This is a genomic window from Neorhizobium sp. NPDC001467, assembly GCF_050275975.1.
Classification (GTDB): domain Bacteria; phylum Pseudomonadota; class Alphaproteobacteria; order Rhizobiales; family Rhizobiaceae; genus Neorhizobium.
The window spans coordinates 16,627-31,715 of record NZ_JBNNPS010000016.1 but is presented as its reverse complement, the minus strand read 5'-3'; the positions used below and the strand labels follow the sequence as shown (position 1 = coordinate 31,715).

11 protein-coding genes are annotated in these 15,089 nt (G+C 61.6%); 3 read left to right on the top strand and 8 right to left on the bottom strand.

The window, feature by feature from the left end; translation table 11 throughout:
- Positions 1-325: 325 nt before the first annotated feature.
- From ACQKKX_RS20340 to ACQKKX_RS20330, 3 genes are read right to left on the bottom strand one after another with little or no spacing between them, the layout of a single operon-like run.
- Positions 326-3,802, bottom strand: a complete 3,477-nt coding sequence (locus tag ACQKKX_RS20340; protein ID WP_427573415.1) for an AAA family ATPase — start codon at positions 3,800-3,802, stop codon at positions 326-328.
- The gene (locus ACQKKX_RS20335; protein WP_427573412.1) at positions 3,802-5,067 is read right to left on the bottom strand and encodes a metallophosphoesterase family protein; all 1,266 of its coding nucleotides are present in this window, start codon (positions 5,065-5,067) and stop codon (positions 3,802-3,804) included. The genes ACQKKX_RS20340 and ACQKKX_RS20335 overlap by 1 nt, the downstream gene beginning before the upstream one ends.
- 57 nt (positions 5,068-5,124) lie before the next feature.
- On the bottom strand, positions 5,125-5,661 hold the full coding sequence (locus ACQKKX_RS20330; protein ID WP_427573409.1) for a gluconokinase: 537 nt from the start codon (positions 5,659-5,661) through the stop codon (positions 5,125-5,127).
- Between the two features lie 189 nt (positions 5,662-5,850).
- Between ACQKKX_RS20330 and ACQKKX_RS20325 the strand changes: the two genes are divergently transcribed.
- Positions 5,851-6,990: a sensor histidine kinase gene (locus tag ACQKKX_RS20325; RefSeq protein ID WP_427573407.1), complete on the top strand. Its 1,140-nt coding sequence runs from the start codon at positions 5,851-5,853 to the stop codon at positions 6,988-6,990.
- Between the two features lie 71 nt (positions 6,991-7,061).
- Here the strand turns inward: ACQKKX_RS20325 and ACQKKX_RS20320 are convergent, their stop codons facing one another.
- Positions 7,062-7,247, bottom strand: a complete 186-nt coding sequence (locus ACQKKX_RS20320) for a hypothetical protein (protein ID WP_427573405.1) — start codon at positions 7,245-7,247, stop codon at positions 7,062-7,064.
- Positions 7,248-7,382: 135 nt separating this feature from the next.
- Positions 7,383-8,717, bottom strand: a complete 1,335-nt coding sequence (locus ACQKKX_RS20315; RefSeq protein WP_427573403.1) for an aspartate aminotransferase family protein — start codon at positions 8,715-8,717, stop codon at positions 7,383-7,385.
- Between the two features lie 140 nt (positions 8,718-8,857).
- Here ACQKKX_RS20315 and ACQKKX_RS20310 point away from each other — a divergent pair, with 140 nt between their 5' ends.
- Positions 8,858-9,406, top strand: coding sequence for a cupin domain-containing protein (locus tag ACQKKX_RS20310; RefSeq protein WP_427573401.1), 549 nt, complete (start codon positions 8,858-8,860; stop codon positions 9,404-9,406).
- Here ACQKKX_RS20310 and ACQKKX_RS20305 read toward each other — a convergent pair.
- Together ACQKKX_RS20305 and ACQKKX_RS20300 are read right to left on the bottom strand one after the other, a co-directional pair.
- A complete protein-coding gene (locus ACQKKX_RS20305; RefSeq protein WP_427573399.1) occupies positions 9,403-10,059 on the bottom strand; it encodes a glutathione S-transferase family protein in 657 nt (218 codons plus the stop codon). The genes ACQKKX_RS20310 and ACQKKX_RS20305 overlap by 4 nt on opposite strands.
- A gap of 78 nt (positions 10,060-10,137) precedes the next feature.
- Positions 10,138-11,601, bottom strand: coding sequence for a phospholipase D-like domain-containing protein (locus ACQKKX_RS20300; RefSeq protein WP_427573396.1), 1,464 nt, complete (start codon positions 11,599-11,601; stop codon positions 10,138-10,140).
- Positions 11,602-12,266: 665 nt separating this feature from the next.
- Between ACQKKX_RS20300 and ACQKKX_RS20295 the strand changes: the two genes are divergently transcribed.
- The gene (locus ACQKKX_RS20295) at positions 12,267-13,154 is read left to right on the top strand and encodes a branched-chain amino acid aminotransferase (protein ID WP_427573394.1); all 888 of its coding nucleotides are present in this window, start codon (positions 12,267-12,269) and stop codon (positions 13,152-13,154) included.
- A 125-nt stretch (positions 13,155-13,279) separates the two neighbouring features.
- Here the strand turns inward: ACQKKX_RS20295 and ACQKKX_RS20290 are convergent, their stop codons facing one another.
- Positions 13,280-15,019 carry a putative bifunctional diguanylate cyclase/phosphodiesterase gene (locus ACQKKX_RS20290; protein ID WP_427573391.1) on the bottom strand — a complete coding sequence of 580 codons (1,740 nt, stop codon included), beginning with the start codon at positions 15,017-15,019 and terminating at the stop codon, positions 13,280-13,282.
- Positions 15,020-15,089: the final 70 nt, after the last annotated feature.

Genomic DNA, 15,089 nt, shown 5'->3' with positions numbered 1-15,089 from the left:
TCGGCCGTAGCAATCACACGCGTGCCGTGAGGGTTTTCCGCTCCGCGAAGCCGAAAAAATGTCGAAGACGAGATCTATCTAGGACGATATACCGAAAAAGTCCATAAAAAAATCCCAATTGACGTGACGGAACGTCCGCCACGGGTTGTTCTTTCTTACCTGCCTTTGCGGAAAAACCGTTGCGCAGCAGGGGTTTTCGCGGAACGAACACGCCGACGCTTCGTCGGGCGATCGCCGGTTCATTTCAGGCCGGAAGATGCGTCTCATGGGCGGAAAGGAGGCTCCAGGCCGCCGGTCGATCGCGGCTGCGTGCGGCGCTACGGGGTCATGGCAGTGTGTGGATCTTTACTTCGGGCACGACGGATTTTGCGATGTCGCAAAGGTGCCGGTGATGGGTCAGATAGATCACCTGACCGACCTTCGACATCGCGCCGAGAAGACGGAAAACCTCTTCGGAGCGCGGATCGTCGAAGCTTTCCATGATGTCGTCGGCGATGAAGGGCACGGAAGGGCGCACCGCTGCGAACTCTTCGTAACCGGCAAGACGAAGCGCCAGATAGAGCTGCAACTGCGTCCCGGTCGACATCGTGTCGGCGATCTTCGAACTGCCGTCGCGCGCCACCCCGATCAGGATCTCGCGATCGCGATCCACCTGGGTGGCAAGGCCCGAATAATTGCCGCCGGTAATCAGGCGGAACGCGTCGGAGGCTTTCACCATCATCGAGCTGCGATGCTTCTCGCGATAGATATGCAGCGCCTGTTCGGCCGCCAGAATCCCGGTGCGCAGCGTCAAATAGCGGGTCGCGTGATCCTCGAGCTCCAGCAGGACAGTGCGGCGTCTCGCCTCGATCTGTGCCACCGCGTCGTCGCCACCCACGGCATCCAGCTTATCGCGCGCCCGTGTCATCTCGGCGTACAGTTCGCGCGTCCTGTCGGTCAGGTCGCCGATCCGGGCGGACAGTTCCTCCGCTTCGCGCTCGGTCGCCTCGGCATCGATACCCGCCAGCATCTCTGCAGCGTCTTCGAAACGCGCCACCTGCATGCTACGAGCGATCTGCTCCTTGAGGTCAGCGATTTGCGTCTCGATCCGGTCGCGCGTTCTGGCCTGTTCCAGAAAAACTTCGACGGCCGCCAGCGTGTCGGTGCCGAAATAGGCGGTGATTCTTGCTTTCTGCGCGTCGTGCACGGCCAGTTCGCCAGCCAGTTCGTTGCGCTCGGCCCGCATTTTTTCGAGTGTCTCCTGTCGTGCCGCGCGAGCCTGTTGCTCGCGGGCCGCCACGCTGAGCCGATCGAGTAGCTGACCGGCAATGATCATCGGGTCATCGACAATGCCGTCATCGTCCAGCTTGCGCAGCAGCGCGGCGATATCGTCGCGAAACTGCGTCTGGTCGCGCTCCATCGCCCCGATCCGCTGGGCAAGATCGTCCCGGTCCTTGAGGATGACCGGAAGATTCGACAGCAGGGACAGAATTTTTCCAGTTGCGACGACCGAATCCGCATGGTCCGTCAGCCAGGTCTTCGACAAGGCCTGCTGCCACGCGGTTTCCCATGCATCGGCGGCTGCCTGCGCGTCATCGTGGTCACGCTGGCGCTCGGCGATATCGCGTTGCGCCTCGGTCACGGTCTTTTCGAACGCCGCCCTCGTATGCGCGCCTGAGCGGATACGGGCGACGAAATCGGCCGCATTGCGGGCAAGCTCGGTCGGCGTCGACTGTTGAAGACCGTGCGCGCCAGCTTCGGCAAGCGCGGCCAGCAGTGCGTTGCTGATGGCGTCCAGTTCGTCGCGAATGTCGATGATATCCGCCTCGATCTGCTGCAGCTGCGTGAAGGCTGACAGCGCCTCCGTTCGGCGGCCAAGCCACATTTCGAGCGCCGCAAGGCGGGCCATCGCATCGTGATCGTCAAGGGCCTGTTCGGGCAGAAGCGAGGCAATTCTTTCAGCGAGTGCCGCCAGCTCCGCTTCCGCTTCGGCGAGCAGATGACGCTGATGCGCGATGGCTGCGTCGTTTTCTGCTATTCTGCGCGTCAGCTGCCGCAGTTCCGCCAGGTCATGCGCGCGCGCCAGGCGACCGGCGGAAATGCCGTCGTCTTTGTGCATCGCCTCTTCGAACAGGGCCGCGGTCCGGCCATCAAGGGCGGCCAGATGCGCCTGCCACGCCGCGTCGCGGGCGATGCGCGCAGCCTGCGCTTCGCCGTCGTCGATCGCGCCGCCAGCATGAAAGGCGGAAAGGCGCGCTTGCATGGAAACCTGCTCGGTCTCCGTTTCGCGCAGGCGCCCGCGATGTTCGTTCAGCCGCCGTTCGATGGCCATTGCCTGGCTGCGCCACGTCTCAATCTGGCGCGCATCGACGCTCGGCATGGCGGCGAGCGACGCCATATCGCCCGACCACGGCGCAAGCGCGGCGACGCAGCTTTCCAGCCGGCGCCGCATCTGGGTGCGGCCCCGTTCCTCCAGCGACAGCCGGGACGGCAGATCGGAACCGGTCAGGCGTCCAAGGGCCGCCTCAAGCCGCTCGATTGCCACATCATCGATATCTTCGAAGGACGCGCCGGGAGCGGCGTCTGCATCCTGCAGTCGCGCCAGCGCATCGCGGCTCCGCTTCAATTCGCGTGTCGCCGATGTCAGCTGCGCATCGATACCGGAACGTTTTTCGATCAGGTCGCGAATGATTGCCGTTGTGGAGGCCGGCAGCAGCAGGCTTTCGGCATCGTCACCAGCCGGACGTTCGAGATCGGCGAGCAGGCGCGCCAAAGCGCCGTCCTGTTCGGCCAGCGATTGACGGCGGCGGGGAAGATCCGCCTGTGCCGCGCGAAAGCGGGCGAGACCATCGACCAGCGTCTTCTCCTGGAGCGCAATCAGCTGCGCCTGCGCATCTTCGGCAATGGCGTCGATCTCACGCTGCAACTGCTCGATGCCGCGATCCTTTTCCTGCAACAGCGCCTGCAATCGGGTCTCGTCGCGGACAAGCTGCGGCAGGAGTACGAACCATTCCGCCGGCGGGCGTTGCCATTCGGTGTCGTTGGCGGGATCCGCATCGAGCCCGGCAAGCTGCAAGGAGAGTGGCAATGCCGTCAGGATCCGCGTCAAGGCGGCGTGGCGGGTGCGAGCCGCGGCCAGCGCGACGGCAGCGCCGTCATAGGCTGATTTCGCCTGTTCATGGCCGGCATTCAGGCTGGCATAGGCCGCCGCAAACGTGTCGATCGCATTGCGCTCGGTCTTCAGCGCCTCCAGCGTGCGCTTCAGTTCCGCCATCTTCGAGGTCGAGGATCGCTTTTTGTACAGACCGGCGGCTTCCTCGCCGGCCGCCGCCAGAGCCTTGCTGATGCCGGCAAGGCCGGAGCTGGCGGAAAACAGCAGTTCGCCCAATTCGCCCTTGCTCTGGATGATCGCGTTGCCGCCTTCTTCGAGCGATGTGTCATCGAGCGAGAACATCGTCCGGTAGGCGTCCCGTGTCACGCCGCCTAGCGCGCCGACCAGCAGTGCATCGTTGACCGGCGAACCGCGACCGTCGATGAGGCTGCCGTTTCGCTGCTTCAGCCGCGCCAGATCGTGGGCCACGCCGTCGATCTCAAGCTGGGCGCCGATCCGCATTGCGCTATAGGGATGCAGGAAATTGTAGGGTGTCTGCGGATGCATGCCGAACAGAAGGTCGAGATATGCCGCAAGCGTGGTGGATTTGCCGGCCTCGTTCAGTCCGTAGACGATATGCAGATCCGGCTGGCCGGGCTGGGCCTTGCCAAAATCGATCACGTGATCGGTGAACTTGCCGTAACGCGTAAGGTCCAGACGGTTGAGGCGCATCAGGTATCGTCCCGTTCGGCACCGCTCAGGTGGGCGGTAATGTCGTCGGCGCCCGTCACCAGAAGGTTATCGACGAAGCGGGCAAAGCCGGCTTCGTCATCCCCGGCGAAGTGGCGGCTTTCGGCCGGCAGGTCGGCCAGCATGTCGCGTACGATGTCGGTGATATCGTCGCGAAAACCGGCGCGTGCAATGACTTCCGCACGAATCAACTGGCCAAGTTCCGTCACCGGGTCGGCAGTCGTCTGCAGCGTCACGCCAGGTGGTCGCACGTCCATTTCCAGCTTTTCGATCCAGGTATCGCCCAGCCGTTCGGCGCGCTGCTCGGCCTCCGCCATCATCAGGTCGATATCGCGCCGCAGCCGGAAGGAAAGCGATGTTTCGCCCGTCAGCCGAAGACGCGCCACAAGATGGGCGGAGGCAGTTGTCTCGCGCTGCGTGGCAAGCGCCGCCTCTATGACGGCGGCGGCATCGCGCCATTGGTCGATCCCGGTCAGATCGACGCCGATGCGCTCGAATTGCGCGATGCTGGTCAGCCGTTCTTCCACGGTGACCGTGCGGTCGTCCGCAATCGTGACCAGCGAAACGGTCTTTTCCCCTGCCTCGTTGATGTCGCGGCCCTGCGGCATGCCCGGCATGATGACCGTGCGGGGACCGACATGCTGGCTGCGCTGGTGAATGTGGCCAAGCGCCCAGTAATCGAAACCGGCCGCGTGCAGATCGGCGGCACTGCACGGCGCGTATACGTCATGGCCGGGCGCGCCGGCGAGACTGGTATGCATGATGCCGATATTCACCGCATCGGCGATCGGAGGCCGGTATTTCGGCAAAAGCGGATCCGGCGCCTGGGGTCTTGCAAAGCTCAGGCCTTGGATCGCAACCGACAGCCCATCGCCCTTGAGTTCGACGGCTTCCGCCCGCCCACCGAAGATTTTTACACTCGGCGGCAAGATCAGTTCCTGGGTGATGCGCGACAGCGCATCATGGTTGCCACGAATGGTGTAGACGGCAATGCCGGCCTGATGCAGCCGCTCCATCTGCCCGGCGAGAAACCGTGCCGTCTTCATCGATGTCTGGTCGCCGTCGTAAAGGTCACCGGCGATAACCAGTGCATTGACCTGCTCTTCAAGACAAAGATCGACGATGGCGACGAATGCCTTGCGGGTCGCGTTGCCGATCAGTTCGGCAAGTTCGCTGTTTCGCAGCGCCAGCGAACGCAACGGCGAATCGAGGTGGATATCGGCAGTGTGAACGAAGCGAAACGGCATACATAAACTTCCAGAACGGGCCGTATTACCGGCAGCGACCGCCGGTCAGTGTCGACTTCACGCCCAATTCAGGGCGCCAAGGCCCTTGGCGGCAGCCTGAGCAATCGTCTCGAGCGTCGCGTCGATATCAACGACCACCACGCGGTCTTCCCTGTCGGGCCGCTCCAGCGTCGCCAGCTGCGTGTCCAGAAGGCTGAGCGGCATGAAATGGCCGGTGCGGTGCCCCATTCGGTCGACCAGCAATTCCTTCGTTCCATCGAGAAACACGAAGGCCAGCCGACCGCCGGCCGCGGCCCTCAATCGATCGCGGTAGCTTTTCTTAAGGGCGGAGCAAGTGATGACGATACCGTCGGCAGCGCCTTGCGCCAATCGCTCGCCAATGAGATCCAGCCACGGCCAGCGATCCTCGTCCGTCAGCGGTATGCCTTTCGACATTTTCTCTACATTGGCTTTCGGATGCAGTTCGTCGCCTTCGACATAGGGAAGGTCGAGCATCCGGGCGAGAAGGATGCCGACCGAACTCTTGCCGCTTCCAGAGACGCCCATCACGATGACGGGAGCCCGAAACCTTTCGGATGGTTGCTGTATCGCCATGGCCTCCCGAATCCTTTCGTCATGTCGCGCAACAAGAACGCGGCAGATATGCGAGGTCAAGTCCGACAGCAAGGCTCTGCTTACCATTCATACCGGTGGCCGCACGCATCACGCAATGTTTTGATTTGCTAATAGACGCAGATGTGCGACCCTTCCGCTTCCTATACCGGGCGGGCAGGGAGACCAGCAATGGGCGAGGGCATCGATCGCAATCATGCATGCACACCTCTCGGACAGCTGACGCGGGCGATCGGCCGTCTGGCCGGTGCGAACTCGGTCGACGACGTGGTCGAAACCGTCCGCACATCGGCGCGCGCCCTTCTGGGTTGCGAGGGCATTGCAATCATCCGTCGCGAGGGCGATCTTTGCCATTACCTTGAGGAAGATGCGATCGGTCCTTTGTGGAAGGGGCAGAAATTCCCGATGTCTGCCTGCATCAGCGGCTGGGCGATGCTCAACCGCGAAACCGTCGTCGTTCCCGATATCGCGCTTGATCCGCGTATTCCTTTCGAGCTTTACGAGAATACGTTCGTGCGGGCGGTGTTGATGACGCCGGTGCGCCGTAACGACCCCATCGCGGCGATCGGCGCCTATTGGGCGTCGACCTACCGCCCGAGCGACGACGAGATCGAGCTTCTTGAATCCCTGGCTGACGCAGCCGCCACGGCGCTTGAAAACGTCCGCCTGATCTCCGCGTTGACGCAGGCCGTCTGCGAAGCCGAACTCGTGCGGGACGAACTGCGCCATCGCGTCAAGAATGCCTATATGGGCGTGCGGAGCCTTGCCCGTCTGACCCTGCCGCGCCCTCTCGGCGACGAACTGGCAGGGCGCATATGTGCGCTTGCCCGGATTCATGACCTGCTTGACGGAGGGGCCAAGGATAATGCCAGCATCGATCTGCGCCGCCTGATCGAGATCGAAGTGGAGCCCTACATGACGGCCGAGCGCCGGGCGTTCTCGCTGACCGGTCCAACCGTGATGCTGCAGCCGATGCGAGCGACCGCGCTCGGCCTCGTCATCAACGAACTTGCGACCAATGCGCTGAAGCACGGCGCGCTTTCGGTCAAGGCTGGCCGGGTGGAGATCGCCTGGTCGCTGGCGGATCACGAACTGACCCTGTTTTGGGCGGAACTGGACGGACCGCCCGTGCACGAAAACATCCTGCCGAGCCAAGGCGCCGGCCTGATCCAACGGCTGGTAGAACGACAATTGAACGGCAGAATCGACCACGTGCTGGCGCGTTCCGGCGCCAGGTGTCGACTGACCTTTGCGATCGAAACTGGCGGCATGGAGGAAGATTTTCGCCTGCGGGCCGGCCGCTCGAGATAACCCGCAATTTCCTTACGCGTTACCAACGATGCACCAGGGGAATGTTGGTCAAATCGGCGTCACCTGGCGGATTACCGCAAGGGCGCGAGATCCGAGGTCATGCTCGACGGATCGCCGGTCACGTAAAAATAGGCGAAAGCGGCTACAAAGGCGGCGACCGCACCGCCAATAATCAATGCTTTGCGCATCCATGGCGGTGTCTGCCGCGGTGGCTTCGGCGCTTCTTTCCGGCGGAATTTGATGACGTTATCGTTCATGACCTCGGACTTCGATAAGGCGTTTCGCGGTATTCTTAGACGAGGGGCGGTCGTGATGCCATAACCGTCCAGGGTTTTCCGCGAAAACCATAGGTGACGCCGATAGCGGCTCTATCCGGTCTGCAGCGGCGGCGCTTAAGCCACGCGCCGCAACGCATCGCCGATGATCGAGACGATCGTGCCGATCTGCTCGCGCTCCACAATCAGCGGCGGCGACAGGGCTATGATGTCGCCCGTCACGCGGACCAGCAGCCCACTGTTGAAGCAATCGACAAACACATCATAGGCGCGGGCTCCCGCTGCACCCTCTTGCGGCGCGAGCTCAATCGCGCCCACCAGGCCGAGATTGCGGATATCGACGACATGGGGCGCATCCTTGAGCGAATGCAGGGCGTTTTCCCAATCTGCTGCCAGGTCGGCGGCGCGGGTCAAAAGCCCTTCCTCCGCGTAGATTTCCATTGTTGCCAGACCCGCGGCGCAGGCCACCGGATGGCCGGAATAGGTGTAGCCGTGGAACAGTTCGATGGCGTTTTCCGGACCGCTCATCAGGGCGTCATGGACAGTGCGGCGGGCAAACACGGCGCCCATCGGAATGGTGCCATTGGTAATGCCCTTGGCTGTGGTCACGAGATCGGGCACGACGCCGAAGTAATCTGTCGCGAAGGGCGTGCCGAGCCGGCCGAAGCCGGTAATCACCTCGTCATAGATCAGCAGGATGCCGTGTCGATCGGCGATGGTCCGCAGCCTTTCGAGATAATTCCTCGGCGGCAGGATGACGCCGGCCGAACCCGACATGGGCTCGACGATGACGGCGGCAATGGTTTCGGCTCCATGCAACGCGACCAGCCGCTCGAGATCGTCCGCGAGTTCCGCGCCGTGCGCCGGCAGGCCCCTGCTGAATGCGTTGCGCTCGCTATCCAGCGTATGGCGCATGTGATCGGCAGGGATCTGCGGAAAGACACGGCGGTTGTTGACAAGGCCCCCTACGGAAATGCCGCCGAAGCCCACGCCGTGGTAGCCCTTCTCACGCCCGATCACCCGGGTGCGGGTGCCCTGGCCGATGGCGCGCTGATAGGCGATGGCGATCTTCAAGGCGGTATCGACAGATTCCGATCCGGAACCGGTGAAGAAAACACGATCTAGCTGCGCCGCGGGACCACCCGGCGCATTTTCCGCGAGCTTTTCGGCAAAATCGAAAGCAATGGGATGGCCCATCTGGAAGGTCGGCGCGAAATCGAGGGTGGCGAGCTGCCGTTCCACCGCCTGCGAGATCTTCCGGCGGCCGTGGCCGGCATTACAGCACCACAGGCCCGCGGTGCCGTCCAGGACCCGCTTGCCGTCGATATCGGTGTAATACATGCCGTCCGCAGCCGCCAGCAACCGCGGAGCCGCCTTGAACTGCCGATTGGCAGTGAACGGCATCCAGAAATTCTCGAGATTGACGCTATTGCTGTTGCTGAAATTGTCCATGCCCGCCTCCGTTATGACGGGCAAGTGTGGCAGTTTGCCCTTCCCGAACAAGACGTTTTCTGACACCTTGCAAGCTGCCGGTTTCATTGCCGAACAGCGCGATATTTTCAATATTTCGAACATCGAGAACGGGGAAACGCATGTCGCTCGATATCGGAGGCCGTCTGCGGCAGCTGCGCATGGCACGCAATCTCTCCCAGCGCGCGTTGGCGAAACGTGTCGGGGTGACCAATTCGACGATCTCGCTGATCGAATCCAATGCCGCAAATCCGTCGGTTGGGGCACTCAAACGGATCCTCGATGGGCTGCCGATCGGCATGGCCGAGTTTTTCGCCTTCGAGCCTGAACAGTCGCGGCAGGTTTTTTACGCCGCCGAGGACCTGGTGGAGATCGGCAAGGGTGCGATTTCCTACAGACAGGTCGGCGACAACCTGTTTGGTCGCAGCCTACAGATTCTCAAGGAGTGCTACCAGCCCGGTGCCGATACCGGAAAAGTCCCCTTGGTTCATGAGGGAGAGGAAGGCGGCATCGTGTTGTGCGGTCGGCTGGAAGTCACGGTCGGGGACGAGCGACGCATTTTGGGTCCCGGCGATTGCTATTATTTCGAAAGCCGCAGGCCGCATCGTTTTCGCTGTGTCGGTCCGGTCCCATGCGAAGTCATCAGCGCCTGCACACCGCCCACGTTCTAGTCCCGGTCGGGCGCGCCGAGCGGAAAATTTTTGCGGTAAGGTCGTGCCTCATCGACGGCGCGGGCAAAGGATGGCCGGGCCAGAAGTCGCTCGCGATAGGCGGTGACATGGGCAAAGCGGTCCCCAAGCGGATGGGACCAGTCAGCGTAGAACAGCGATGGCGCGGCCGCGCAGTCGGCAAGCGTAAAGACGTTGCCCGCCGCCCAGTTCCGGCTTTCCATGTGGCGATCCAGCCAGCCGTAAGCGGCATCGAGCATGTCGCGTGCTTCGCGAACGCCGTAGGGATCGCGAACATCCGGGTCTCGCAACGCGTCGAACACGATTTTCTGCTGCGGCGTGGAAATGTAGTTATCGAAGAAACGGTCAAGCATGCGGACCGTAACGGCAAAAGCGTCATCACCGGGGATCAGTCGAACGGGCCCAGGATGATGCACCTGCAGGTATTCGATGATGGTCGTGGCCTCGTGGACGACGTTTCCGCCGTCCTTCAGCATCGGAAATCGCTTCACCGGCCAGAGAGCAACAAGTTCCTCATAGGCGCCGTCGTCTTCGCCAAGCGTGCGCGTCTCGAAATCCGTATTGTTTTCATAAAGCGCGATCAGCACTTTCTGACAGTAGGAAGAAAACGGATGCGAATAAAGGATGGGGCGCATTGCAATTCCCAAGCCGAACGCAAGATCAAACCGGTTTGATCCTATCACCGTCCGCGTGGACGGCAAGAGCTACCCGCTTCAGAGCGCTTTCTTCAGCTTGTGGCCGAAATGCCGTTTCAGGAAACGTGAGGCGCGATAGCGTTTTCCGGCCGGCCGCTCCGGATCGGCCAGGTCGCTTTCGGCAAACAGCTCCTCGTCCGGTGTCAGGTCGCGCATCGGAACCGGCACCAGCCGTCGCCCGGATGATGGGTTCAGTGCCTCGATCGCTGCAATGATCGAACCGCCATTCGCCGTCATCGCGTCCTGCACCTCTCGTGCCGAACGGCCGAGATGTTCCGCCAACAGGTCGTCGCGCGTGGCGATAATCTTTTCGCGCAGCACGGTCTGACTCTCCTGCGCGGCGATCACCACGTCGCATTCCGTGTCATAGCCCATAGAGCGATTGTTGAGATTGGCCGATCCGATCTTGATGACGCGATCATCGGCAAACATCATCTTGGCATGAACATAGATCGGCGTTTCCGCGTCGTTGACCGGATAGTACAGGCGGAACCGCCCGAAACGGTCGGCATCCTGCACCAGTTTCATCAGGCGGATACGGGCACTGTCCATCGCCTTTGCTTCGAGATAGCCCTCGCAGGTCTGCGGATTGATCAGCACGATCTCCGGCCCGTCCTCTTCCCTGAGCCTTTCGGCCATGGCCTGCGCCACGCGGCGGGAGGCAAAATACTGGCTTTCGACGTAAAGCGTCTTCTTTGCCGCCGCAATGATGGCGAGTTTTGCGGTCTCGATCTCGACGATCTGTCGGCGGTCGCGATATTCGGGGGCTGTTCGGGCAATGCCGATATTGACGTCGCGAAACCCGACGTCGAGCCCGTCCGGCCAGGGATCGCCGTCGCAGGTCGTCGGATTGAGTTCCTCCTCTGTCGCCAGCATCCACCGCCGGCGCGCAACATCGCCAAGGGCAGCTGCCGCGGGGCCGGAAAGGCATGTCGTCGCATCGTGCCATGGATCCTGCGCAAATCCCATCGGAGAACGCCGGCCTGGCGCCTTTTCGGCATGCGCACGGGTGTCCCATCGCCCGACCGTCATGTCTATGCCGCCACAAAATGCCACCTGGTCGTCGATGACGAGAAGCTTCATATGATGCGCCGACATGGCGGGATGCGCGCCATCGAGTTTCAGATGAATGCGTTTGTCGAAGACCCATTGCAGCATGTAGAAGGGTGTCTCGCCTCGGGTGATCGAGTTCAACAAGCCGACATCCCATTTGAGGATGCGGATGTCGATTTCTTCCTTGCGGCGGGCGAGCGCGTTGAGAAATGAGCCGAGCTGATCGGGCCAGTCGTCGGTCCCGTCGCCCTCGGGGTCGAGCCGAATACGGGTGTCAAAGTCCCAGCCGATCAGGAAAATGCTCCGTTTCGCCTTGGTCATCGCGCTTTTGGCGGCGCGGAAAAAATCGGCAGCGTCGACGATGATCGACATTCGCTCAGCGGTGGCGATCCGCCAGCACGTTTCGCCTTCTTTCAATACGCTCTGCATTCCGTCCCATCCGGCTGCTGTCTGCCTCTGATATAGGGCTGCAATCGGCGGCGACCATTGTTGCGACGCACAAGAAGATGCGGACGCGCGGATCCCCTTACCGGCGATCCGCCGGGAGCGGTCATGATTTTGAGGTAGGGCTTTGTCATGGTCCGGGGACGACATATCCGTTAATAAAGAAGGCGCCACATTCCTTTTTTTTATCGCAACGGTGCCCAAGTCTCTTCCCCTTATAAAGAGAATTGGAATGACCGTCGCAACGCGGGCGGTATAGACCGGAGATTTTCGAAAATGCGGCTCACGTGGTTTCTGTTGCTGGCGGTTCTGATTGCCATGGTCATGAGCATTCTCCTGATCGACAACCGCATCCCGGCGCCGCCAAGCGTGCAACCCGGCCAGACGCAACCTGCGCCCGCCAATCCTTTGTCGCCCTCACCGTCACAACCGCAATAGCAGCAAGGACGCCCGTTGCGGCAGGATGGCCTTTTGCCGCGAGCGAACCATTGCTTCTCGTGATGCATCCATCGATGAAAAAGATGGGTGCGGCGGATATCGCACCGGCGCCGTATTTTCTGCGCGGCGCCGCCGTCGAGCGTGAAAATTGGCCTTGACCTGTCTGCCAAGGCGCGCATTCACTCCGGGCACCAAACTTCAAGGAGCATGCCATGTCTGTCGATACTTCCCCCAAAAGCACAACCTGGACCTTCGTGGACGGCGAGTGGCTTTCCGGCAACCCGAAGCTGATCGGCCCCACGTCTCACGCCATGTGGCTCGGCTCGACGGTGTTCGATGGTGCGCGCTGGTTCGACGGCATTTCGCCTGACCTTGATCTGCATTGCCAGCGCATCAACCGTTCGGCCGTCAACATGGGCATGAAGCCAACCAAGACGCCGGAAGAGATCGAGGCGCTGGCGCTCGAAGGCGTCACCAAATTCGATGGCAAGACCGCCATCTATATCAAGCCGATGTACTGGACCGAGCATGGAACTTCCTACAGCGTCGTTGCGCCTGACGCGGAGTCCACACGGTTCGCCCTTTGCCTGTTCGAGGCTCCCATGCACACGGCCCGACCGTCGTCGCTGACGGTCTCGCCGTTTCGACGCCCGAGCCCGGAAGTCGCCATGACCGCTGCCAAAGCCGGCAGTCTTTATCCCAATAGCGGTCGCATGATCATCGAAGCGCGCAACCGCGGTTTCGACAATGCCCTTGCGCGCGACATGAACGGCAATGTTGCCGAAACCGCCTCTTCCAACATCTTCATCGTCAAGGACGGTGTCGTCTTCACGCCAATTGCCAACGGCACGTTCCTTGCCGGCATCACCCGGTCGCGCATCATCGGCCTGTTGCGGCAGGAAGGCTACGATGTGCGGGAAGCGACCGTGACAGTGGAAGATGTTGCCACTGCCGACGAGATCTTTACTTCCGGCAACTATTCGAAAATCGGGCCGGTCAACCGGTTCGAGGAGCGCGAATTGCAGCCGGGTCCGGTCGCCGCGAAGGCCCTGGAACTCTACATGGACTGGGCCAATAGCACACGCCGCGCCGCGGCCTGATCCTTCCGCATGAAAGGCTGGCGGCGTCTTCGGACGTCGCCGCCTCGGTGATTGTACCAGCGAGGCATGGAGCGTGACGCTTTTAGACGAGCGTCGCTCAGGACCACGGCAGATCGAGAAACGGATCAGCGCCGGTGAAGATGGGTGATCGTCGCCTGCAGCTGGTCCGACAGCTCTGCCGCGGATTTTGTCTCGGCTCCCGTCAGGCCGGAATATTCGGAGATCGGTTCCGCCTTGCCGATGAGATGGCCCTGAATGTTCTGGCACTGGGCTTCTTCCAGAAAAACGCGTTGCTCTTCGGTCTCGACACCTTCCGCGACGATCGGGATATTCAGGCCCCGACCAAGGCCGATGACAGCGCGCACGATTTCGCCGGCGCTTGCATCGGCATTGAGCTTGGCGGTAAACGACCTGTCGATCTTGATCGTGTCGAAGGGAAAGGCCTGGAGGTAAGAGAGGGACGAATAGCCGGTGCCGAAGTCGTCCATGGCAATCTGAATGCCGAGGGCCTTCAGCCCGCGCAGGATCTGCAGCGCCCGGGCAAAATCCTGCACCAGCACACCTTCGGTCACTTCCAGTTCCAGCCGCTCGGGAGAAAGACCGGTCTGCAACAGGATCGCGTGGACATCGCCGACGAGATTTTCCTGGCGAAACTGGATGGGCGAGACATTGATGGCGATCTTCAGGCGGTTCGGCCAGCTGGCGGCTTCTCGGCACGCCTCGCGCAGAACCCAGCGGCCGATTTCGACGATCAGGCCCGTTTCCTCCGCCAGCGGTACGAAATGGTCTGGCGCAATCAGACCGCGCGTCGGATGGTGCCAGCGCAGCAGCGCTTCGAAGCCGAAAATTTCTCCCGAGACGGAAGCCTGCGGCTGGTAATGCAGCGCCAGTTCCTGCCGCGCGATGGCATGGCGCAGATCCTGCTGCAGAACGCGCCGGTCGTGCATGCGCCGATCCATGCCGGCATTGAACGCGCAGAAGCGACCGCGCCCTTCAGCCTTTGCACGGTAAAGGGCGGCATCGGCATTGGCAAGCAGGCTCGCCGCGTCGTTTCCATCCTGAGGAAACATGGCGATGCCGATGCTGAGACCGACGCGCAGGGAGCGGCCTTCGACATCGATCTCCTGTTCCATCGCCTGGGTCAGATTTTCGGCAAGACGCGTCACGGCTTCCGGCTGGCTTTCGCCCACGCTCAAAACGGTGAACTCGTCGCCGCCCAACCGGGCGGCCAGATCCTGCTCGCCGAGCAGACGTTTCAGCCGACGTGCCAGTTCCGTCAGCACCACGTCGCCGGCATTGTGACCGAACAGATCGTTGATGTCCTTAAATCGGTCGACGTCGAAACTCATCACCGCAAAGCGCCTGCGTGTCACCCGGCTTTCCTCGATAAAGCTCGCAAGGCGTCCCGAAAAATGGGTGCGGTTGGGAAGGTCCGTCAGGGGATCGTGATGGGCGAGATAGGAAACGCGCTTTTCGGCGGTGATCCGCGCCGTAATGTCCTGCTGCGTGGAGAGAATGTACTGGCCATCCAGCAGGATATCGTGCACGGCGATGATCTTGCCGCCAATCTCCACCTGCGTCTCGAATGTCCCGACCGCCATCAGTGTTGTTTTCAACCGCTCGAAATAGGCGACAGGATCCTCTTTCCAGTTCGACAGCCTGTTGCTACCCGCCAGTTCGCCGAAGGTTTCCGCCCCCGTAACCCAGCTGCTTTCAAGATCGTGCAGCGAGCGAAAGGCCGCGTTTTCGTACAGGAGCCGGCCGTCGAGATCGACCACTCCCACGGCAACCGGCAGATTGTCCATCGCCGCCTTTATCGCTTCAAGCTTCATCATCTGGATCGCGCGCTCGTTTCTCGTGGTCATCCGTCTGTCCATCTCCCGGGTGCCGGAAGTCTAACGGGGATCACCTAAATTTTAGATAACCGTAATATAC

Bases quoted from the DNA above. Each gene is read 5' to 3' on its own strand.
- ACQKKX_RS20340 (WP_427573415.1), bottom strand. From the start codon at position 3,802: ATGCGCCTCAACCGTCTGGACCTTACGCGTTACGGCAAGTTCACCGAT.
- ACQKKX_RS20335 (WP_427573412.1), bottom strand. From the start codon at position 5,067: ATGCCGTTTCGCTTCGTTCACACTGCCGATATCCACCTCGATTCGCCG.
- ACQKKX_RS20330 (WP_427573409.1), bottom strand. From the start codon at position 5,661: ATGGCGATACAGCAACCATCCGAAAGGTTTCGGGCTCCCGTCATCGTG.
- ACQKKX_RS20325 (WP_427573407.1), top strand. From the start codon at position 5,851: ATGGGCGAGGGCATCGATCGCAATCATGCATGCACACCTCTCGGACAG.
- ACQKKX_RS20320 (WP_427573405.1), bottom strand. From the start codon at position 7,247: ATGAACGATAACGTCATCAAATTCCGCCGGAAAGAAGCGCCGAAGCCA.
- ACQKKX_RS20315 (WP_427573403.1), bottom strand. From the start codon at position 8,717: ATGGACAATTTCAGCAACAGCAATAGCGTCAATCTCGAGAATTTCTGG.
- ACQKKX_RS20310 (WP_427573401.1), top strand. From the start codon at position 8,858: ATGTCGCTCGATATCGGAGGCCGTCTGCGGCAGCTGCGCATGGCACGC.
- ACQKKX_RS20305 (WP_427573399.1), bottom strand. From the start codon at position 10,059: ATGCGCCCCATCCTTTATTCGCATCCGTTTTCTTCCTACTGTCAGAAA.
- ACQKKX_RS20300 (WP_427573396.1), bottom strand. From the start codon at position 11,601: ATGCAGAGCGTATTGAAAGAAGGCGAAACGTGCTGGCGGATCGCCACC.
- ACQKKX_RS20295 (WP_427573394.1), top strand. From the start codon at position 12,267: ATGTCTGTCGATACTTCCCCCAAAAGCACAACCTGGACCTTCGTGGAC.
- ACQKKX_RS20290 (WP_427573391.1), bottom strand. From the start codon at position 15,019: ATGACCACGAGAAACGAGCGCGCGATCCAGATGATGAAGCTTGAAGCG.